Here is a 20,989-nt window from a genome sequence, read left to right as displayed (position 1 = left end):
AGCGCCGTGCGCGCTGCTTTCGTGGCGTATGCGACATATGTCGGCCAGTGTCGTATATCAGCGTCACCCTCCGGGTTTTGGGGCATCGCGGCGGGTCACGCGCGGCGCGTGCCGGTCAGTCGGATGCTGCCGTTCAAAATCGGCACGAAGCTCGGCCAGCGACGCGAGGTCGCTTTCGCCGGCTCCTCGCTGTTGCATTCGGCGTGCGATCGCGTCGAGCTTGTCGGCGAACTGGTGACGTTCGGCCGGCGACCAATCGCGCGCACGCTCTGCGTCGACCCGCTCGCGGCCCGCCGGCGGCTGCTCCCAATGTCCTGCGACGAGCCGGTTGTCGTAGATCGGCTCGTCACTGTTCCGTGCGAACACGGTCATTCGGTCGACGAGCTGCTGCGCCTCGAGCTTCTCGACGGTCAGCGGCACGCCGCTGAACGCTGCGTCGTGCTTGTCGCGGTTCGACCAGCGGCCGAAGCCGTTGGCCCGTACCTGACGCTCATATCGCTCGTGAATGCTGAGACGGCTGACGAGCGGGTTGACGGCCATCACGCGGGCCTCGATCCGGTATCCGGCCTCACGCAGCTTCCTGCAGAGCTTGGCCAGGTTGTCCGGGTCGCGCATCGTTCCGTCCACGATGAGATTGCGCCGCGCGGCCATCGCCGCACTCGTCAGTTTGACGGCCCACGGGCCCGCGTCGCCGTGTGTGCGGTCCGCGGCCGTGCGATCGTCCTCACGCATCAGCGCGATGTAGGCCGGATGGTTCTTGCGGAGCTCGTCCGCGTCGATCTTTACGGCGTTGCCGGCGAGCTCCTCCAGCGCTGCACTGGCCAGCCCGGCTTTGCCGGCGCCAGGCTGCCCGCCGAGAATGATCGCTACGGGCCGCTGGGCCGGTCGCGTAGCCCCGAGTGCTTGGGTCTGGATGTCGCGCAGGATCTCGGCATGCGTTTCAGGATCGAGCCGGAATTGCGCGGTGTCGCTTTGGGGAAACGTCTGCTGCTCGCGATCGCCTGAGCGGATGCCGCGCGCGATGTCGCGGGCTACGTCGCGCAGCTCCGTGAGGGTCAATGGTCGGCTGGAAAGTCCCGTCGCACGAAGGGCGCGTTGAAGCGCTGCTCGCACTCCATCCCATGCGCGACCAAGAAAGCTGCGCTCTTCTTCGGCGACGAAGGCGAACACTTCCTCGGCCTTGTGCAGATCTGGAAGCGAGGCGTAGTCACGCTCCACCCGCTTCCAGATGTGGCTCAACGACGGCTCGTGCCGCGTTTCCAGAACGCGATCGAGCAGAGCGCGCTTCTCAGTCGGGCTGAAAGTGTTGAGCCCGTAGTGGCCGAGCAGCTCGTGGCGAAGGGCTCGTCGGACGGCCCCTTCGTCACCCATATTGGAAGCTGCAAGGGTAAAGATGCGTCGGGCCGGGTGGTATGCGCCGTCGATACGGTAGCCGAGCTTTTCGCGGGATGCTTGGGGTCCATAGATTTCCTCCTGTGTTGCGCGCACGACGGCGGTTACGGGAATATTCCCGTTGTACTCGGCGAGGAACTCGTCGACGGCTTTCTGCGCCTCTTCGACCGAGAGTCCGCGCGGGCGATTGTCGTGGATAACCGTCATCGCGCCCTCAGTTCACGCGCTTGCGCGCACAAGCCTGCCGTATTGCTCGATGGCGCGCGCAACGGCGTCGTGATCGCCGATGCGCAAGCGACTACGCTCGTCGGCAAGTTCGGCTTGTTGCCGTCGCAGTTCGTCAATGCGATCTGAGTTCGGCGACGGCTTCGTTTTCTCGGCTTCGATGTCGCGCGCCTTCAGGGCAATCACGTTGCCGATCGTTTCGAGCGCGCACTCATAATCGGCAAGCTGTTCGTCAGTCCAGGTTGTCATAGCGGCATGCTCCGGGCCTTGCGGGCCGTATAGGCTTTGCGTAGCAACACGCATGCGACAGCCACGTCGACCACCCCGAACAGCAATGGCCGCAGAGCGATGGTGTCGTGCTGCATGTAGCCGCGCGCGGCGGCAAAACAGAAAAGCAATCCTATGAGAAGGGCAAGGATCGCAACGCCAGTTTGTACGGTCGTCTTCACGTCAGTTGCCCTCCGTCGTGTTCGGCGCGTCCGGGTCCGTGATGGGGAAGGAGTTCATCATCTGCGACTTGCCGCTGGCCGGTGCCCCGACGACGAGTTGAGCGAACGACTGCGTTACGGTTTGGATATTTGGCCTGTAGTTGCGGGCGGTGTCAGCGAAGCGTCGGAGCGCGACATCATGCCAACCGGGCCACGCATTCATTGCGATCGAGCCATTCGGGCTTGGCGTCTGGTTGTTGCACCACTCGTCCAGTTCTCGACGCTCGTCAGCGGTAAGCCAATCGAGCAACGAGGTGGTCGGGCCTTGCGCGCCGTTGATAATGGCTGTGTCGCACGCATCAATGTCGATCGTGTGCTGTTCGCCGGCTGCGTTTCTGACTTTCAGTTTCATGTTCGGTCCTCTCGGTGGTTCGGTCCTTCGTCACGTCTTCGGCCATTGCTGCGCGCCGTGAAGAAAGCGGATCAGTTCGATGCGTCGGGCGCGCGGCCTAAGCCGATAGACGACGATGAACGGCGTGCGGCTGATGACGAGCTCGCGCGTGCCCTCCACTCGGCCGGGGCGCCCCATTTCGGGATGCTGAATCAGCATGTCGGTCTGCCGCTCGATCTCGTCGAGCTGGCCGAGTGCGGCAACCGGGTTGTCCTGCGCGATGTAGTCGATTGCCTCTTCGCGAGCGCGACGTGCGCGTGGCGTCCATACCAATTCCATCACTTATTGCCGCCTGCGATACGGGCCTTCAGTGCTTCGCGTTGACGCTGCATGTCGTCTTTCACGACGTCGTGCGGCACCCACTTCGTATTCGGATCGTCGGCCTCGGCGAGACCCTGTTCGACCTGCGCGCGGAACCATTTGTCGTGTTCGGCCGCTTCGTGCGTCCGCTTCAGGGCCTCGGCGCGGTCGGGACGAGTGCGCACCGTGGCCCTGTCCTCCGGGTTCCAGTCCTGCACGTCGAATGAGCCGACAGCCAGCCCGAGGCCGCGCAGCAGCGTCAATGCCTGCGCGGGGTTGCCGAAGCTGCGAGGTTCGCTGCTGCGGGCCTTCGCGAGCACGGCCTCGTCGCCGTTGCGCGTGTCGACTTTTACGTAGAAAGCGCCGCCCTGCGCTTTGAGCGTGACGCCCGCGACGCCGCCGGCGTCCGTAGTGGCCCGCAACTGTTCAAGGGTCAAGGTGTGCATCTCGGTCTCTCCGGTGCAATTTAATTGTTATTAGAGTACACGAATAACAATTAACATGCAAATTCAGGGACCGGGTGCGGGCTCGGCCGGCTCACGAACAAGCGTGAGCTGGTACTCGGCATGCAGGTGCTGCATCAGGCGTTCCGCCGTCTCGGGACTCTGGCATCGGAACAGGATGATCGCGCCAGGGATGCCCATAGCTCGCTCGACGTAACGGCGTGCCGTGGCCGGCATTTCGTCGTCGTCCGCGATGATCGCCAGGGCGAGGCCTTCGCGGCCGGTGATGTCGATGGTGCGGTCGATTGACCGCTCGACGGCAGGTGTGATTTCAGGGACCGGGTGCGGGCTCGGCCGGCTCACGAACAAGCGTGAGCTGGTACTCGGCATGCAGGTGCTGCATCAGGCGTTCCGCCGTCTCGGGACTCTGGCATCGGAACAGGATGATCGCGCCAGGGATGCCCATAGCTCGCTCGACGTAACGGCGTGCCGTGGCCGGCATTTCGTCGTCGTCCGCGATGATCGCCAGGGCGAGGCCTTCGCGGCCGGTGATGTCGATGGTGCGGTCGATTGACCGCTCGACGGCAGGTGTGATGCGAGGCTTGTTCTCGGCGTCGTGCAGCAGCAACGAGACGATGAAAGGCACGGTGCGGCCGTCGGGCGATGTCGCGTGGTAGGCCGGTACTGCCTCAAGGTAGGCGCGTTCTTGCATGGTCGCTCCGTTACGGGGTGTTGCGGTCGATTGCCAGAAATGGAGTGTTGCCGCCGACCTGCGGGTCGACCGAGCCGAAGGCGGCGACGTTCGCCGCCCGCTGCTTGAGCCACTTATCGATCAGCGTGCGGGCTTCGTCGTCGCTGACCTGGACAAGTCGCCCATTGTCGGAGAAAAAGACCGGCATGCGGAACGTCTTGCTGCCGTCGACGGCGATAGCGATCTCGACCCATCGCTGTTTGCCGTCGCTGACGCGATAGAACGTGGTCTGGAAGCCCTGCAGCACTTCGCGGTGAGTGCCCTGAGCGTCGGCCTCGGCGGGCGGCTTGCGGTCGCAAGCGGCGAGCGACGCTATAAGCGCGAGCGCGATGACGCATCGTTTCATGAATTCACCTCTGCTCGCCATTTCAGATAGTCCTCGACGCGATAGAAGCCGGCGGCCGCCGCGTTACGCTCGAGCGCCCACGTCGTTTCGCCTGGCTGGATCAGCGCGCGCAGCTCAGGGGGATAGAAGGCTCCTGCCTCGACTGCGGCAGGGTCGTTGTCGGGAGATTCGTCGTCGGCCGTGGCGTCTGTCTCGCCATCGTCGGGCTGCGTGGCGCAGTCCTGATAGTCGATAGGATCGCCGTAGATTTCCCGTTCCCGTTCGGCCCACGGCTTCTGCTGCCAAATCGCCTTTACGTCGTCGTCAGAAAGGCCCGACGCAGCCAGGTAGTCGAATGCGTAATCGGTGATCTCGTCGGCGTTGATACCGAGCAGCAACGCGAGGCGCTGCCGCGCCGCTTGCTCTTCGCGTTGCATCTCTTCGTAAAACGCGTCGAACTCAGCCATCTCGGCGGCATCCTCGGCTTCCCGGCGCGCGCGCTCCGCACGAAGATCGATCTCAACTTGTTGCTGGGTACTGCGCGCACGGTCAAGCACCTCTGTCCAGTTCGGCGGTGGCGGGCAGACGCCAGCCTGCACGAGGCGCGCGTTCTGATAGTCGATGAAGGCCATGTTCTCTTCGGGAGTCACGACGGGCGGATCGGTCGCCACGTCGTCGATTGCGCGTGGCAAGCCGCGCTTCGTGCGGCCTGTGCCCGCGCGATCGACAAGATAGCGCTCGCGCCATGCTTCGCCTCGTGCGCGCTTGCCCTCGGCTTCCAGGCTGGTCGTGTACCGCATGAGCCATGCGTGCATGTACCACTGGCGTTCCTGCGCGTACTTGATGGTCAGGTCGTGGAAGCGTTGGTAGAACGCTTCGTCGTGGCCGCAGTCGAGACTATCCCCTTCGTGTGCGACCTCATGCTCCACCAAGCTGAAAATGTACGCGGCAGCTTTGAGCGGCACCGTCTTGAGGCGCTTCACGACGTCGACGGTCAGCGCGATGTAGGTTTCCCCATCGGTCCAAGCCTCTGCGGTGTTCGACTCGCCCAGCAGGATCTGGAAAGATTTGCCGCCCCTCACGATGGGACTGCCGTGGTAGCGACGTTCGCCGCCGGTCAGAACGGCGGCATAGTGGTGAAGGATCGTGCGAAGCGCGGTCCACGCACGGCGAGTCTCTTTGTCCAACGCATCGCGTTCAGTGACAAGCGCTGTGCGCTCAACGAAGGCGTCACGTAACGTCGCGAAGTCCACGAGCTCGGGCAACTCGAGCGTATCCAGGCCCCAAAAACGGGTACCGTTTTTCTCAATATCCTCGCGGATGTTGGCGTGGATGCGGTCCACGCAGTCAACCAGGTCGTGTGCGTTGTAACAACCGAAGCGCTCGAGCGTCTTGGGGTGAACGACGACAGCGATGCCCTCGCGGGCAATCGCTTCGCCCTTGGGCACGTCGAAGCCGTTCTCGACGACTGTGAAGCGGTTGCCCTGGCGCTTGTTGTGGCTGTAGCGGCACTTGCGCAGGAACGCCTGCATCGTCAGGTTTCGCTTTCCCGGCAGCACCGTGATGACCTCTTCCTTCTCGTAGATCTGCACGATGTTCGGGTCACCGGCGAGCAGCGCGCGGGCCGACTTCTCGCGGCTCGCTTCGGTCTTGCGGTGTTCGCCGAGCCGCGATCGAACGTCGTCGGCCAACGTGGAAAACTGCTTCGCGATTGCTTTCCAGACCGGGCACGTCTTGCGCAGGATCTCGGTGCGCGAGACGTTGAGTGCGATTGCCTTCTTCGAGACGATGAGCCCGCCTGCGCCCCACATGTGTCCGGGGTCGTGCCGAACGAGCACGCCCTGGTTGTAGATCGACACGGCACCATCTTCCTTCGCGCGATACCACGCGAATTCGTCCTCGGCATCCCAGCGTTCAGTTCGTGGATCGCGCGTGATGACGCGGCCATTGAGCTCGACACTGACGGGCGTGTAGCGCACGAGATCGCGGATTTCCCGCACGGCCGACATGAGTTCGGAATCCGTGAGCGGCTCGTACCATCGGCCTGAGATGGAGCAGCCCGGCCGGGCTTGCTCCAGTTGCTCCAGATCGTAGTTGTAGCCCATCGCGCGCGTGTCGACTGTCATCTGCCATTCGTTCGAACGCCAGATGGTGCTCGCGTGCGCCATGATCTGGCCGCGGCCGAGCCGGAAGCGGCCGTAGGTGGCATCGCCCTCGTCGTGCGGCGTGCCGAAGCGCCCGAAATAGCGAACGACGTCTTCGCGATTCGCGAACCCGTTTCCGTCGTCGGAACACTCGAAGCCTTCCTTGGTCATCGAGAGCTGCACGGCCGTGGCGCGTGCGTCGACCGAATTCATCAGCAGCTCGATGATCGCCTTGCCGATCGAGCCGGCTTGGCTGTAGATGATGTGGTGGATGATCTGCGGATCAAGTTCAAAGGGGAGCTGCATGGTCCGTCCTCACTTGCGATCTTCGAATTCGAACGTAACGCCGCCGGTAGTGGCATCAAGCTTGAGCGCGGCCGAAAATTTGCGCTTCGATTTGCTGACGAACCCGGCGAGTACGCCGGTCTTTCCCTTGCCAATAAGAGTTTCGGCCTCGCCCGGAGACAGCTTGCGGCTCGCGATTTCAGTGCGCACTTTGAAGTCGCAGCCGGTACACGCGTAGTTCCACGCCTGAATCTCAATGCCAGACGAACATTTCGGACACTTGGCCTTGAGCTGCTTGGCCTCGCCATTGGAAGTCGGCGCCGCGCGGTCTTCGAACTCGAAGTCGACCTTTCCTGTTTCGACGTCCAGTTTGAGGGCGGCCGAGAACTTCTTGCCGGACGTGCGGCTGGTGAAACCGGACAGCACGCTGGTCTTGCGATTGGTGATCAGGGTGCTCGCCTCGGCTTCGGTCAGCCGACGGCCAAGGATTTCGCCCCATACCTTGAAATCGCAACCGCTGCACTGGTACGCGCGGCCGTCGACATGTACGGCGGCGCTGCAGCGCGGACAAGGTGCGTCGAGCGCCTTGGCGACAGGATCGGGCAGCTCGTTATATTTCGCGCGGATGGTTTCGACCATGCCAGTCGACAGGTCCGCGATCTCGCTCATGAACGTGCTGCGCCGGTAGTCGCCCTTCTCCATGCGCAACAGCTTTTGCTCCCACTCGCCGGTCATCTGCGGCGACACGAGGAAGTCGATGCCGGCTTCCTCGAGGAACGCGATCAGCTCCATCGCCTTGGGCGTTGGAACGAGCTCGTTGTCGTCGCGTCGCAGATAGGGCTCCTTCGGGTTGTCGTTTTTGTCCTTGTCCTCCAGCAACCCTTCGATGATGGCCGCGCGCGTCGCGGGACGACCGATGCCGTTGGCCTTCATCGCAGCGCGAATGTCCTTGTCCTCGACCTGGCGGCCGGCGTTTTCCATGGCGGCCAGCAGTGTCGCTTCCGTGTATCGCTTCGGCGGCTTGGTCTGCAACGCCTTCAGCTCGATGGCGTCGGCCGTGACCGCTTCGCCGTCGGCGACCTTGCAAAGCGCGGCCGCGGTGTCGTCGTGCGCTTTTTCGCCATAGACTGCGAGCCAACCGGGCTCGACCAGCACCTTGCCGGACGTGCGGAACGTTTCACCCGCGACGATAGTTGTGCGCACTGTCTTTTCGTATTTCGCCGACGGGTGGAACACCGCGATGAAGCGACGCGATACGAGGTCGTAGATTTTTTGCTCGTCGGACGACAGACCGTCCGGCTGCTGGCCGGTCGGCACGATTGCGAAGTGATCGCTGATGTCGGCATTGTTAAAGATGCGTTTGTCAGGCTTCACCCAGCCGTTTTCGATGACACGCTGCGCGTGTGCCTCAAGCGGTGTTGAGGCGAAGGTGGCAAGCGTGGCCGCGGCCGTTTCGAGATAGTCCTCGGGCAGCGCTCGCGAGTCGGTGCGCGGATAGGTTGTGGCCTTGTGCTTTTCGTAAAGTGCCTGCGCGATGTCGAGCGTCTTCTTCGCAGAGAATTTGAAGCGCTTGTTGGCTTCGCGCTGGAGCGCGGTCAGGTCGAAGAGCGCGGGGGCCGGCCGCTCTTCGGGTTTCGACTCGTCCACAACGGACGACGGATCGACGCCTTTGCACTTGTCGACGATAGCCTGCGCCTTCGCTTTATCGAAACAGCGTGCGCCGGTTTGCTCGGCTTCGGCTTCCGCGTCGCCTTCGGTTTCAGCCGGCGACGTGTCGCCGTCGGCATCGCCGATCCATTTCGCGACGTAGGTGCCGGCCTGTGCGCGAAACGTTCCGTGGATCTCCCAGTAGTCCCGCGCGACGAAGGCCGCAATTTCCCGCTCGCGAATGACCGGCATGGCGAGTGTCGGCGTTTGGACGCGTCCGACAGGCGACACCTCCCGGCGCTGCGTCTTCCGCTCGCGCAGCGCGGTCGTCGCTCGCGTGCCATTGACGCCCACAATCCAGTCAGCCTCGGAGCGGCAAAAGGCAGCGTCCGAAAGATGGTCGAACTCTGCACCGGGGCGCAGATCGTCGTGCGCCTTGCGGATGGCTGAGGCGACCATCGACTGAATCCACATGCGTTTCGTCGGCTTCCGGCAACCCGCTTTGTTGTAAATGAGGCGGAAGATCAGTTCGCCCTCTCGCCCTGCGTCGCATGCGTTGACGACGCTGGCCACGTCGTCACGGGCCATCAGCTTTTTCAGCCGGCTGAACTCGGCGGTGCAGCCGTCGATGACCTCGAGCTCGAAGCTGTCGGGAATGATCGGCAAGACGCCGATCTTCCACATACCTTTCGCGTCGGCTGCTGGCACGGTCTGTTCCACCAAATGACCTCGCGCCGGAGCGACGATCGCGTCGTCGCGCTCGAAATACCCGTCGGCCTTGGTGAAACCGCCGAGCGCTTTCGCAATGTCGGCGGCGACGGATGGTTTTTCGGCGACTATCAATGCTTTACCCATGATCCTTCCTCGGTTCGGTTGCTCGGCTGCAAGCGGCTTTGGACGACGATTACGTGTAGATCGGCCGCTTGCTCTTCTTTCGTAAAATGGCTACTATACGAAAAAAGTATATAGCATTATGAGCCACCTAGAAAGGACGATCCAATGCTTTTGAAGCGAGTCGGCGTCGCCGTCGGCCTACTGGCCGCCGCGCATATGGCGCATGCGTCTGTAGCAGCCGGTGTTGTGGCCGTGCCGGCGTGCGTTGTCCAGGCCGCGAACGACTACACCCTGCCGGTGCGGGGGCTGCTGGCCGTGTGGCTGACCGAGGGCGGACGCATTGGCACGGTCAGCAGGAACAAGAACGGAACGGCGGACTACGGCCCGATGCAGATCAACACCGTCTGGGCGCAGCGTCTGGAGTCGCAGTTCGGGGTAACGCGCCAGATGATTACCGACGACTTCTGCTGGTCGGTGCGCGCCGGCGCGTACATCCTGCGCTACGAGATCAATCAGGCGGGCGGCAGCTTTTGGGATGGTGTTGGCCACTATCACTCGCGCACGCCGCAGTTCAAGTATCAATACATCGAGCGCGTTTATCGCAACTCGCTGAAATTTTGAGGACGACGCATGAGTGCAACGCAAGGTAAGCGCGATGACATGGGCCTCGTGTATCTCGGGATGCTCGGTCTCGCGGCCGGCTCATGCTGGTTCATGTGGTACTTGTCGCACGCGGACATCGTGTATTACGGCCTCAAGCTCGCGTGGTATCAGCTGTCGGCACTGGACTGGCCGTTCATGCCGAACGCGATTCGGCGCTGGAAGCAGGAAGCCGCCTATCTGGCGATGAATCCGGCGGCTGTTTCGTTCCATCAGTTTTTGGCGATGATGAACAAGGCCGGCTATCTGTTCGTGTGGATTCCGGTCCTGCTGTCAATCCGCGGCATTAAGCTCGCGGTGAAGCACAAGGCGAACCTCACCCGGCGCAAGGTCACGGTACAGACGCTTCCGTGGATCATGTCGAATCACTCGCCGGCGATTATCCCGTCGCTCTACTACGGGGACAAAGACACGCTGCTGCTCAACGTCGACCCGGAAGAACATCGCAGCTCGATCAACCCCGAAGAGTGGGTCGAGCAGCATGGGTTGCTCGTGAACGGCGTGCTCGACCGGGTGCGTTGTCGCGATCTGTTGATCGCCGATCTTGGCAAGCCTGTGAAGTCCTTGGACGAGTTGCAGCCGCAGGAGAAAGCGATGTTCGCGATCTTCGGCACACGCTTGCTGTCGGACGGCAAGGACGGTGCCAAGGCGCAGGAACTTCTCGATGCGCTGAACCGTTCGTGCCATAAGCACACGTGGAACGGGAAGAAGGGCTACCCGGACTTGTCGATCGCGAGCAAGGCGTTCGCCAAGTATTCTCAGCATCCGGAAGCGCAGCGCTGGCTCGAAAAACACCCTTACCCGCGCACGTTGCTGCACGCGATGCACAAGGCGGCGCAGGGGTCCGGCAAGCTCCCGTCGTCGCATTTTCGCTGGCTCAAGGGAATGGACCGGGTGCTCTGGTACGCCTTGAATACGACGGGCCGCAAGGTTCCCTTTCTCGAATCCGCCGCGGTCTTCACGCAGACCCTATGGGAAGACTTCGCGTTTGACAGCGGCTACCGGCTCACCGAGCCCTACGTCGACGACGCGATCGACGGCGTGGAAGCCTACCTCATCAAAGTCGGCCTTATGGCCCCGCGCAAGAACCAGGAGTAATCCGTGAAGACCAACGACATCATTCGGCCGTTTGAGAAGTCACTGTTCGTGCAGTTCGGCAGCACGGGAGAGTTGCAGCATGTCAGCACGCTGCGGCTCGATCAGGGCGTTACGTTTATTCGCTCGGGCACTACGATTGAGGCGCGGTATCACGATGGCGCCGGCGAGGCGCTCGTCGTAGAGCGTTTTTCGAGCGAGCCTCTCGCGACGACGGCGTTTCAGAACCTGCAGGCCGCGCTCAAACGCTATACGCGAGTGCGGCGTTTCGCGGGCTTCTGGAAGGCCGCTATCAAATGGGGCTTTGCGCCGCTGATGGTTGCGGTCCTGGGGCTGGCCGTGAACATGGCGGCAACACGGGCGGTGGGTAGTTCGCCTGTCGGCGGCGTCGGCGCCGCTAGCGCGGCGTCGATGGTGCCGCTGCCGAGCAACTTGGGCGCGCTGCAACAACAGCTCGCACGCCCGGCCGTTGCCTCGCCTGCCCAACTGGCGCAGGCAATGGCCGACGGCGCGAAGTCGGGCAAGTACGCGGTCCAGTTGTCGAAGGGCGGCAAGGGCACGCTGTACGTGTTCTCTGACCCGTCCTGCCCGCACTGCCAGGATCTGGAGCCCGAGCTCGACAAGCTGGCGAAGGACTACACCATCTACATTTTCCCCGTCACGGTGATCGGTGGCGAAGCGTCATCGCACCGCACGGCTAAGCTCATGTGCGCGAAGCCCGAGGCGCGAGCTGCGCTGTGGAAGAAGATTGTTCAAGGCGACGATCTGCCCAATGGGGAGTGCGCCGACGGTGCCGATGCAGTGGCAAGAAACGACCAGATGTTCCGCGTGATGCGATTCCTTGGCACGCCGACCATCATCAATGCAGCAGGCGAGCAGACGCCTGATTCGATTCCGAATACAGCGGACGCGATCAATCAATGGATGTCGGCCGCGGCAACGGCGCGCAAGTAAGGGACAGCATGGCCAAGTACATCCGGTTCAGCGACGAATTTCTGGAGCGCGTCCGAAGCGAAACCGATCTTCCGGCGCTGATCGAGCGCGACGTGAAACTCAAGCGCGCCGGCCAGGACTTTGTCGCATGCTGCCCATTCCACGAAGAGAAGACGCCTTCGTTCCGTGTCTCGGCCGATAAGAACACGTATCGGTGTTGGGGATGCGGCGCGCGGGGCGACGCGATCGAGTGGATGCGCAGCAAGCATCACCTGTCGTTCCACGACGCGGTGGTTCATCTCGCGGGCGTGAGCGGCATTCCGCTGCCCGTCGAGGAGCGCGATAGCGACGAAGACAAAGCGCAGCGCAAGCGACTGGCCGGGCTCTACCAGGCGCTGAAAGAGGCCGCGCGCGTGTTCTCGCGGGGCTTGGCTAAGAGCCCCGCCGCTCGCGCGTACCTCGAGCAAAAGCGCGGCCTGAGCGCTGACACGATCGAGCGATTCGGGCTCGGCGTCGTCGCGAAAGGCGTTGTCGAGCTGCTCGCCGGCTCGACGAGCCGCGAAGCCCTGCTGGGCTCGGGGCTTGCCGCGCAACGCGACGATGGCGAGATCTACGATCGATTCCGTCATCGCATCATGTTCCCGATCCACAACGAGAGCGGCAACCTGGTCGGTTTCGCCGGCCGTTCGATGATCGAGAAGCCGGACAAGACACCGAAGTACGTGAATTGCCCGGAGACAGAGATCTTTCACAAGGGCCGGGAGTTGTACGCGCTGCATCTGGCCAAGCCAGCGATTCGCAGCAGTCGCGTCGCGGTGATTGTCGAAGGGTATTTCGACGTCATCAGTCTGCACCAGGCGGGCGATGAGCGCGTCGTGGCGCCGATGGGCACGGCGCTGACGAATCTGCAGGTGCGGCGGCTACTGGTGCATGCGGACACGATCGTGTTTGCGTTCGATGGCGACGCGGCCGGCCGGAAAGCGGCGCTTGGCGCCGCTGCTGTACTGCTGGACGAGATGAAGGACGGAAAAACGGCGCGCTTCCTGTTTCTGCCCGAAGGCGAAGATCCCGACAGCTTCGTGCGTGCTCACGGGTTGGAAGCGTGGCATGCGGCGACCGAACAGGCAGCGCCATTGAGCGCATTTCTGGCCGATTACGTGGCGCACGGGCTGGATCGGGACGTGCCGGAAAGCCAGGTCAAGGCCGCCGAAAAAGCGAAGGCGATCCTCGCTCGTATCCAACACGCCGAGTTGTTCGGGCGAGCGATGAAGGCGAAGTTCGAGGAAGTGGTCGGCGTTTCGCTGGATTGAGGGAATAGCAATGGCAAATCAATACTTAGGAAATGACCATGCGGTCGAGATGCCTGTCGAACGCGTTGTGCCGCTGGCACCGGCTCGGTCTGATGAAGACGGGCCAGCCCTTCCCGCGTTTGCCACACAACCCGTCGATACACGGTGGTGGCAGGACGCGAAGGTGACGACGCCCGTCGTCCTCGGTGCTGTCGTGATCGTAGCGCTGCTGTTGTGCATCCTCGCCGTCACTGTAAATCGCACGAGTCGGCGCATTTGCGCGGTGCTACGTGACAACGCTAACGCGCTTGCGGCCCTCGCCATTGCAAAGGCCGATCAGGCGTCTACGTCCGAATCGGCCGACGTCGCAGCGGTAGTGGCCACGCAAGTGAACCGAGCGTATTACGAGCAACTGATTGCAGCCGTCGAACGGGCTCTTGCTGGCCACGGATACAGGTTCGGACACGATGCGTCCCGAGAAGTGACGTTGCCGCTCGACGTGGTGGATGAGGCGGCCAAGGTCTTCGCAAGGACTCAGATCAAATACCTGTACCCGCTTATCAGCAACGCCGACCTGGACGAAAAAATCGAAGCGTATCAAGAGGACGGGTATAGCGAAAAATTCGTCCGCTCGATCATTGAGGCCATGCGCGGAGAAGGACGTTTCGTGGAGACGGTCCCGCTGGCGAGTGATCGCGTTGGATTGTTTACGGAGAGCGTCTAATGGCATTGGACCCGAATCACGAAATTGACTCGTCCAGGCTGACAGTCGACACGCGAAGCGCGGAACAGCGGTTCTTCGCCGCTCTATACAGGCCGTCAACGTTCCGCAACGTCCTCGTCTTGTTCATCGGCCTGCAGATCTACCTGCCGGCGCTGTGGCCGGTGTGGGTGATTCTGCTCTGGATGATGGTCATGTCGTTTCAGGACCAGAAATTCCAGATGCCGCTGCGCATGCCGAAGGACGTCGGCGGACTCGATCGCACGGACTATTACGAGGAGCTGGTCGAAGAGAACATGCTTTGGGGCTTCGTGCGTCGCTCGAAGACCCTGCGCAAGTATCTGGTCGCCGGCGGCATTTTGTATCTTGGCTTCATGCGTTCTCGCGCCCTGCACGATCAGGGACGCGAACTCTGGCTGACGAATTCGGACGCGCGCACGCATATGTTCGTGGACGGCACGACCGGTAGCGGCAAGAGTGAGACGTTGATGGGCACGTTCCACAACGCGATCTGCTGGGGTTCCGGGGCATGCTACGGGGACGGCAAGGCCGATTCGAATCTTGCCTTCTGTCTGTGGTCGCTGTCCCGCCGCCACGGCCGGGAAGACGACTTCCTCATCCTGAATTACCTCACCGGCGGCATGGACCCGTTCCAGCGCATGGTCGACGAGGAGCTGGGCCGGTTTGCAGGTCGCGCGGTGCTCGCGCAGTCGAATTCGATGAACCCGTTCGGCGATGGCTCTGCCGACTTCCTGCTGCAGCTGATGGCATCGCTGCTGCCGCGCGCAAGCGGTGACGGCGCGCAGTGGCAACAGAAAGCGCTGAACATGATCGACGCCCTGCTCCGCACGCTGTGCTACAAACGGGCGAAGGGAGAGCTCGATATCTCGATCGGCGTGATCCGGCATTACCTCGCGCTGCAGAATCTCGTCCAGTTCTACATTGAAGGCCGCGAGGGCAAGATTCCCGAGCTGGCGTTCCTGCCGATCAAGGCTTACTTCGAAACCGGCCTGCCGGGCTTCAATCCGGCGCAAGCGCATGATCCGTCGCAGTGGGACCCGGAGGTATTCAACCAGCACGGCTATCTGACCGGCCAGTTCGCGCGCACGCTCTCGATGATGATGGACACGTATGGGTTCATCTTCGCCGACAAGTATCCCGAGATCGACATGCTCGACGTGCTGCTGAACAACCGGCTGCTCGTCGTGATGATCCCGTCGCTCGAAAAGTCGGCCTCGGAGGCGGCATCGCTCGGCAAGCTGTACATCTCGTCGATCCGATTGATGATGGCGCAGAACCTCGGCTACCGCCTCGAGGGGACAAAGGCGGAAGTGCTGGATTCGAAGGCGACTAATGCGCCGAACCCGTCGGTCATCATCAGCGACGAACTCGCGTATTACTTTGCCGAGGGCATCGCCGTCATGTTCGCGCAGGCCCGATCGCTGGGCTTCATGATGATCGCGGCGGTGCAGGACGTGCAGGGTCTCAAGCGGGGCGAGGCCAGCGAGGAATCGGCGTCCATGATCGCGAATACGAAGGTGAAATGGACGCTTGCGCTGGAAGATCCCGAAGACACGTTCGAGCTCATCAAGAAGGCCGGCGGCGATGCGTATTACAGCGTGCTGTCTGGCCACGATGCGACGGTGGGCACGTTCACGACGTCGAACCAGGCGCAGGCGCAGTCGAGCGTCGAACGGCGCGAAAAGATCACGCTGAACGAATTGAAGAAGCTCAATTCGGGCGAGGGTTTCGTGATCTTCAAGGACGCGGTGGTGCCGTCCGCGTCGTATTACATCCCGGACGAGCACAAAAAGACGTCGAAGCTGCGTGCCCGCATCAATCGCTTCCTGCAGATCGAGCGGCCGCAGTTCAAACGCCTGCCGCGCAGCGCGGAGAAGATCAGCAGCGCCGACGTGCATTCGGCGGATTACATCTTTGCCCAGCTGCGTCGAAGTGAGAAGCCGTACTACCCCTCTCTCGACGATCCAATCCTGTCGGCGGTAGTAGGTGCCGCCGCTCACATGAACGATATTCAGCGCTTCGAGGTCACGCCGACGGAGCGCGGGATCGTTCTTTTCGAAGCTGCACGCAAGGCGATGAGGCAGGCCGAGGCAGCCGGCCGTACCGGGTACATGCACGAGCCGCGTCACGACGATCCTGACGAGCTGATACCGATGGACGACGACGATGACATACCCGAGTCCGCCTTCGATGAATGAGGAATGAAACGATGACGCAAATTTTGATCGGCCACGATTTCTGGAAGCTCCGTGACAACGTGAAGCTCCCGATCTACTGGCGCGAGGCGCAGGTGTCGAACCATCATGTCGGCGTCGCCGGCACGTCAGGTGCAGGCAAGACGCACTGGATTCGCCAGTTCGTGACCGGCATGCCCGACGACGTGGAGATCGACATCTTCGATTACCACGGAGATATCGAAATCGAGGGTGCGAAAACGGTGCTGTTCAGCGAAGCTACCCGGTACGGGTACAACCCGCTGGTGCTCAATACCGATCCGCACTATGGGGGTGTGCGTCGTGCTGTCAACGACGTGATCGAGGCGATCAACAGCACGGCACGTCAGCTCGGCAGCAATCAGGAGGGTGTGCTTCGACACCTTCTGACCGACTCGTACATGATGAGGGGCATCTTCGCGGACAATCCTCGCTCGTGGGCGCGACGCGAAGCGTCCGAGGCCGAGATCCGCGAAATGATGGAGGCGCGCAACTGGTCGGGTCTGCGCGAGGTGTACCCGACGCTCGGTGACGTGATCGGCTTCGGGAAGCGTAAGCTCAAGGCGCTGTGGATGGGCATCGAGGACAAGGACAACGGGCGAGCAGCGCTCACGGCGTTCGATGAGTACTGCCGGTCGATGGCTGCGGTGAACCAGCTCCGCACGAAGCTGGCCAAGAGCGGCGCGAAGGACGACGAGGATATGGACCGCCTGCAGAAACGGATGGAGGCGGCGAAGGCGAAGGCGTTCGACACGCATGCAACATTCCTGAACAGCCTCGAGAACGGTCGCGAGTTCGAAGAAGCGATGAAGTACAACAGCAAAGACGTGCTGTTGAGCGTCATCACGCGGCTGGAAAACCTGAACGCCACGGGGATCTTCAATCCGAATCCCCCGCCCTTCGGCAACGCCCGCGTGCGGCGCTACGTTTTGAAGCCGCTCGCGCAGTCCGAGGACGAACTGAAGATGTTCGTGCGATTCCGCATGCGCGCGATCATCCGCGAGATGATGCAGCGCGGCGAGTCGGGCGGGAAGCTGCGCCGGCTCATCGTGCTCGACGAATCAAAGAAGTTCAACGACGAGGATGCGAGCAACCCGATCAACGTGGTCGTGAACGAGATGCGCAAGTTCGGCCTCGCGATCCTGCTCGCAGGTCAATCGCCCGCGCACTTCTCGTCCGATTTCATCAAGAACGCCGGCACGCTGCTGTTGCTGAACCTCGCGACGGCGGATTGGGACGAAGCGGCGCGGAAGCTCAAGATCGAGGTCAAGGATCTGAAATACCTGAAGCCGCAGGAGACGGGCGCCGTGCGAATGCTCGAGAAGGGTCAATCGGCGTCGTTCCGCCAGGTACGGTTCTAACACGGGCAGGAGCGACGACATGATGCAACGGCGCTTCTTCCGGTCCTTGATCGCCGCGGCCGCGCTAGCCGTGGCGTCGACCGGCTCGTTTGGCGCGCAGCCGCTGCCGGCCGGCGCGGGCTACGACCTTGGGTTCTCGCCTGCGTCCGGCTCTGCAAGCGCGCTGGACGTCGTTCTGCGGGCGATCGACAGCGCGCGCTCGTCGATCGTCGTCGTGGCCTACAGCTTCACGAGCAAGCCGATAGCGACGGCGCTGCTGGCCGCGCACCGACGCGGCGTGAAGGTCGCAGTCGTCGCCGATCGCGGCCAGAATGCGAAGAGCTATTCGGCCGTCTGGTTCCTCGCGAACCAAGGCGTGCCGGTCCGGTTGAACGATCGGTACGAAGCGACGCACGACAAGTTCATGGTGGTCGACGGGATGCACGTTGAGACCGGCTCCTTCAACTATTCGTCGGCCGCGGCGAATCGAAACGCGGAGAATGCGCTTGTCCTGTGGAACGTGAAACCGCTCGCCGATCGATACGGCGCCGAGTGGGCGCGGCTTTGGCAGGAAGGCGTCGAGTTGAAGCCAGCGTATTGAAAAAGGCCGGGCAGAACCGGCCTTTTTTGTATGTCGTGCGAGCCGCAGCGTTTGCAGGGTCAGCGCCAGGTGTCGCGAATCGCGTCGGGAGCAGCAGCTCGAGCGCGGTTGAGTTCCGCGAACATGGCCCTCGAAACCGCGTCCGTCACGTCGAGCACGAACATGCGAGCGTCTTTGAATGGCACGCGGGATTCATCCACGATCAACCCGACAGACACAACACCTTGCGGACTATTCGTGAGCACCATCTTGAAGCTCGTCCAGTCAAGCAGCTTCACGTCGAATGACGGGTCGAGGTAGTCGTTTCTGTACGGGTCGTCCCACGGCGAAGGAGCGCGCAATGGTATTTCCCAGCGGATGACCGGGGTCGACATGTCGCTCACCGCCCGACCTCGCAGAGTCACGGTGCAAGCAACCCGATCACCGCCTAACACTCGATGCTCTGGCCAGCAGAGCATCCAGTCGACATCAGCCGGAAGCGTCCACTTTGACCGTACCTCGTCGGTTAGCTTCTGGTTGAACACGGACTTGGGCAGTGTTGGCGGCCGCTGGTCGGCATCACATGCCGTCAGCGCGCACGAGAGCGCGAGAACCGCAGTGGCCGCAGCGACGTGACGCACAACGGCCGCCGTCGTGATACGACGAAGCATGATTTTCTCCTCAACAAGGAAAGAACGCGTGTGGCCGGCGCAAGGGCCGGCCGATAGCACGCGTCACCGCGTGATGCGCTCCAGCGCTGCCACGAGCTCGTAGGTGTCGGCGTAGTGGCCGCCGAGTTTCTGGCGCGGCAACGTGTTGAGTGCGCGAACGACGTCCGGCGCGATCGCAGCCAGCTCGCACAACGACACGATCATCCGCGCGTGCTGTTCCGTCAGCAGATCCGTCAGTACCGGCCAGATTTCGCCGTTGGCCAAGATGCCGACGACGGACCACGAGACGGGCATCCCGCCCTCCTCGGTGGCCCGAACGTCGAAGGTGGTGAAGTCGGCCAGCGCGGCCAGCTTGTCGAAGAAGAAGATCGGTGCGCGATCGTTCATCGTGTTGCTCCTAGACGGTATGGAAGAAAGGCCGGGAGACTGGTAGCCGCCAGTGGTTTCCGGCCGGGGATGCGGCGAGGGTGGAGATCCTCACTGCATGGGGACTATTATAGCCTGCTTACGTACATACGTAAATACGTACTTGCGTAAAAAGATGGGGAAGTTGTTCGGCATGGCAGACGGTCAAGGGGCCGCCCGGAGGCCGCACGCGGAGCGCAGAGCTGGCCGCAGGCCAGGTCGAGCACCGAACGGGTGAGGACGGCAGCGTAGCGGCCCTTGAGGGGCTGACGTGCCGGTGTAGACGCTCCAGTCGAGGGTGTGGGGGTGGTTTCATCTCCCCCGCACCCTTGACGACAGAGGGCGACTCGCTCCCTTCCCGCAGGGCGGGAAGGGCGGGGGGATGGGTGGGTGCGGCCGCCGTCGGCGGCCCTGCCCTGCTCTGCTGCGCGCAGATGCGAAAAAGCCGCCCGTGGGCGGCTTTGTTACTTCATGCGCGGACCGCGTGGCCGATCGGAGGGCGGCGCACTGGCAGGAGCATCTTTTGCACGCTGGCCCGGTGGGTCGAGCGTGATCTGGATGTTCGGATTCAAGCGGCACGTGGCCTTCTGAATCGAATCCCAATGCCTGAAAGGCACGGTGCCGACGTTCAGCGGTTTTTCGCTGAGCGCGATCTTCGCAGGGTAGGTCACGACCTTCATGTGCTCCCAGCCAGGTTCGTTGATGACAGCCGCGATCAAGTCCGGTCGTTGCATCAGGAGCAGGTGCGGTTTCGACGGATCGAGAGCACTGGTGTCTCCTCCCTCGCGCTCGAGCTGTTGTTTGAGAATGCCTCCCAGCTCGTCCGTCATGCTCCGCGAAAGACGTTGGAACGTGATGAAGTCGTGCTGTGGCAGATCCTCCGGCTTCATCATGAGCGGGTTCTGTTTCTGGTCCAGCTTGACCAGCAAATCTATGACGGTGAACTGCAGACGATTCTTGTCGGCGTAGGCACGAGCCGCCATGAATCCTTCCTGCTTGCTTTGGTATCCATATAATGCGGAAAAAGCCCCAGGAACGGGGCTTTTCATAGGCAAACCGCAATCCTTCAGTGCGATCACGCGCGGCGCCGCACCCTCGTAAAAGTACACCGTCGATAGCTCAATAATATGCTGTGAGTCGGGCTTCTCATTCGTGCTCACCAGTATCACCTTGTTTAGTCCAGCCCTGAATCAGCACTTTTTCGACGTGCTGCCGGTCGCCAACGCTGCTCACTACATCTGCCATCAGCCGAAGAGTTTTCTTCGGCGTTAGCTTGAGCCGACGCACCGCTTCGATCCAACGCATCACCGGTCGGCCAGGCTTACCGTCATGCAACAGCAAGCGATATACCGACGGCGGCGAACGTCCGATCAGCGTTGCGAACTTGTCGCGATCCTGCGGCGTGTCCTGCAGTCCGAGGTAGTCGTAGAACTCCTTGACGTCGGGCGGCAGTTGTACGGGCGCTGATTCAGGGTGTTGCCGATACAAATGAAGGAGCATGGCCACCACCGGATCGGCGATCTGCTTTGCCGAGTTCTCAGCACTGGTCAGCTCCTCCCACTTCGCTTTTTGCAAGCCGAAGGCATCCGCTGCCGAAACTTTCGTCAGACCGTTCTCGATCCTCCAACGCTCCAGGTCAGTTCCGCAGATTGGCTGAAGCTGTTCGTTTCGCATGTCCACATTCATTCGCTCAATGATAGCAAGGAAGCCCCTTTCTGGGCAGTGTTTTTTCGGCACTTCCCAACGCGCTCTATTTTGAATAATATACACGATACAAAATTGATCCGGCTAGGGTCCAGCCCCGCGATCGGCTCACGGCAACAATTAGGCGTTTAA

Annotated in this window: 23 protein-coding genes; 8 read left to right on the top strand and 15 right to left on the bottom strand. The window is 62.0% G+C overall.

All coding sequences use genetic code 11. The features are described 5' to 3' along the window. Positions 1–63: 63 nt before the first annotated feature. The 11 genes from BCR55_RS29820 to BCR55_RS29775 form a co-directional block, all read right to left on the bottom strand. Entirely contained in the window at positions 64–1,599 is a 1,536-nt protein-coding gene (locus tag BCR55_RS29820) for a zeta toxin family protein (protein ID WP_065497382.1), read from the bottom strand. A 12-nt stretch (positions 1,600–1,611) separates the two neighbouring features. Then, complete coding sequence (locus BCR55_RS32065) at positions 1,612–1,866, bottom strand: hypothetical protein (protein WP_074038322.1); 255 nt, start codon at positions 1,864–1,866, stop codon at positions 1,612–1,614. After that, positions 1,863–2,066, bottom strand: coding sequence for a hypothetical protein (locus BCR55_RS29815; RefSeq protein WP_043293136.1), 204 nt, complete (start codon positions 2,064–2,066; stop codon positions 1,863–1,865). The genes BCR55_RS32065 and BCR55_RS29815 overlap by 4 nt, the downstream gene beginning before the upstream one ends. Before the next feature lies 1 nt (position 2,067). Beyond that, positions 2,068–2,457 carry a hypothetical protein gene (locus BCR55_RS29810; protein ID WP_065497379.1) on the bottom strand — a complete coding sequence of 130 codons (390 nt, stop codon included), beginning with the start codon at positions 2,455–2,457 and terminating at the stop codon, positions 2,068–2,070. A gap of 30 nt (positions 2,458–2,487) precedes the next feature. Beyond that, a complete protein-coding gene (locus tag BCR55_RS29805) occupies positions 2,488–2,775 on the bottom strand; it encodes a type II toxin-antitoxin system RelE/ParE family toxin (RefSeq protein WP_011875781.1) in 288 nt (95 codons plus the stop codon). Beyond that, positions 2,775–3,242 carry a hypothetical protein gene (locus BCR55_RS29800; protein WP_011875780.1) on the bottom strand — a complete coding sequence of 156 codons (468 nt, stop codon included), beginning with the start codon at positions 3,240–3,242 and terminating at the stop codon, positions 2,775–2,777. The genes BCR55_RS29805 and BCR55_RS29800 overlap by 1 nt, the downstream gene beginning before the upstream one ends. A gap of 63 nt (positions 3,243–3,305) precedes the next feature. Further along, positions 3,306–3,602, bottom strand: coding sequence for a hypothetical protein (locus BCR55_RS29795; protein ID WP_065497242.1), 297 nt, complete (start codon positions 3,600–3,602; stop codon positions 3,306–3,308). Further along, complete coding sequence (locus BCR55_RS29790; RefSeq protein WP_065497377.1) at positions 3,571–3,951, bottom strand: hypothetical protein; 381 nt, start codon at positions 3,949–3,951, stop codon at positions 3,571–3,573. The genes BCR55_RS29795 and BCR55_RS29790 overlap by 32 nt, the downstream gene beginning before the upstream one ends. A gap of 10 nt (positions 3,952–3,961) precedes the next feature. Further along, positions 3,962–4,336, bottom strand: coding sequence for a hypothetical protein (locus BCR55_RS29785; protein WP_065497240.1), 375 nt, complete (start codon positions 4,334–4,336; stop codon positions 3,962–3,964). After that, positions 4,333–6,765 carry an ATP-binding protein gene (locus tag BCR55_RS29780; protein WP_065497375.1) on the bottom strand — a complete coding sequence of 811 codons (2,433 nt, stop codon included), beginning with the start codon at positions 6,763–6,765 and terminating at the stop codon, positions 4,333–4,335. Before BCR55_RS29780 ends, BCR55_RS29785 begins: the two co-directional genes overlap by 4 nt. 9 nt (positions 6,766–6,774) lie before the next feature. After that, complete coding sequence (locus tag BCR55_RS29775) at positions 6,775–9,246, bottom strand: DNA topoisomerase 3 (protein ID WP_065497373.1); 2,472 nt, start codon at positions 9,244–9,246, stop codon at positions 6,775–6,777. Between the two features lie 144 nt (positions 9,247–9,390). Here BCR55_RS29775 and BCR55_RS29770 point away from each other — a divergent pair, with 144 nt between their 5' ends. From BCR55_RS29770 to BCR55_RS29735, 8 genes are read left to right on the top strand one after another with little or no spacing between them, the layout of a single operon-like run. Next, positions 9,391–9,846: a lytic transglycosylase domain-containing protein gene (locus BCR55_RS29770; protein ID WP_011875775.1), complete on the top strand. Its 456-nt coding sequence runs from the start codon at positions 9,391–9,393 to the stop codon at positions 9,844–9,846. Positions 9,847–9,855: 9 nt separating this feature from the next. After that, entirely contained in the window at positions 9,856–10,983 is a 1,128-nt protein-coding gene (locus BCR55_RS29765; RefSeq protein ID WP_065497372.1) for a conjugal transfer protein TrbA, read from the top strand. 3 nt (positions 10,984–10,986) lie between these two features. Further along, positions 10,987–11,934 carry a DsbC family protein gene (locus BCR55_RS29760; protein WP_065497370.1) on the top strand — a complete coding sequence of 316 codons (948 nt, stop codon included), beginning with the start codon at positions 10,987–10,989 and terminating at the stop codon, positions 11,932–11,934. Positions 11,935–11,942: 8 nt separating this feature from the next. After that, positions 11,943–13,223: a DNA primase gene (gene dnaG, locus BCR55_RS29755; RefSeq protein ID WP_065497400.1), complete on the top strand. Its 1,281-nt coding sequence runs from the start codon at positions 11,943–11,945 to the stop codon at positions 13,221–13,223. A 10-nt stretch (positions 13,224–13,233) separates the two neighbouring features. After that, the gene (locus tag BCR55_RS29750) at positions 13,234–13,926 is read left to right on the top strand and encodes a hypothetical protein (protein WP_139094105.1); all 693 of its coding nucleotides are present in this window, start codon (positions 13,234–13,236) and stop codon (positions 13,924–13,926) included. Further along, positions 13,926–16,142 (top strand): TraM recognition domain-containing protein, encoded by a 2,217-nt coding sequence (locus BCR55_RS29745; protein ID WP_065497366.1) that lies wholly within the window; start codon positions 13,926–13,928, stop codon positions 16,140–16,142. The genes BCR55_RS29750 and BCR55_RS29745 overlap by 1 nt, the downstream gene beginning before the upstream one ends. Positions 16,143–16,165: 23 nt before the next feature. Next, complete coding sequence (locus BCR55_RS29740; RefSeq protein WP_254661885.1) at positions 16,166–17,518, top strand: ATP-binding protein; 1,353 nt, start codon at positions 16,166–16,168, stop codon at positions 17,516–17,518. 19 nt (positions 17,519–17,537) lie between these two features. After that, positions 17,538–18,098, top strand: a complete 561-nt coding sequence (locus BCR55_RS29735; protein WP_011875769.1) for a phospholipase D family protein — start codon at positions 17,538–17,540, stop codon at positions 18,096–18,098. Positions 18,099–18,157: 59 nt separating this feature from the next. Here BCR55_RS29735 and BCR55_RS29730 read toward each other — a convergent pair whose 3' ends face one another. From BCR55_RS29730 to BCR55_RS29715, 4 genes are all read right to left on the bottom strand, one after another. After that, on the bottom strand, positions 18,158–18,748 hold the full coding sequence (locus BCR55_RS29730; RefSeq protein WP_065497361.1) for a hypothetical protein: 591 nt from the start codon (positions 18,746–18,748) through the stop codon (positions 18,158–18,160). Positions 18,749–18,811: 63 nt separating this feature from the next. After that, complete coding sequence (locus tag BCR55_RS29725) at positions 18,812–19,135, bottom strand: hypothetical protein (protein WP_065497359.1); 324 nt, start codon at positions 19,133–19,135, stop codon at positions 18,812–18,814. 482 nt (positions 19,136–19,617) lie between these two features. Next, complete coding sequence (locus BCR55_RS29720) at positions 19,618–20,313, bottom strand: hypothetical protein (protein WP_254661884.1); 696 nt, start codon at positions 20,311–20,313, stop codon at positions 19,618–19,620. Then, positions 20,300–20,827, bottom strand: a complete 528-nt coding sequence (locus tag BCR55_RS29715; RefSeq protein WP_065497398.1) for a hypothetical protein — start codon at positions 20,825–20,827, stop codon at positions 20,300–20,302. The genes BCR55_RS29720 and BCR55_RS29715 overlap by 14 nt, the downstream gene beginning before the upstream one ends. Between the last annotated feature and the right edge of the window lie 162 nt (positions 20,828–20,989).

This window comes from Burkholderia sp. CCA53, assembly GCF_001685525.1.
In the GTDB taxonomy this organism is placed as follows: domain Bacteria; phylum Pseudomonadota; class Gammaproteobacteria; order Burkholderiales; family Burkholderiaceae; genus Burkholderia; species Burkholderia multivorans.
Note: the sequence above shows the minus strand (reverse complement) of the source record. Positions and strands in the feature narration are given on the sequence as shown.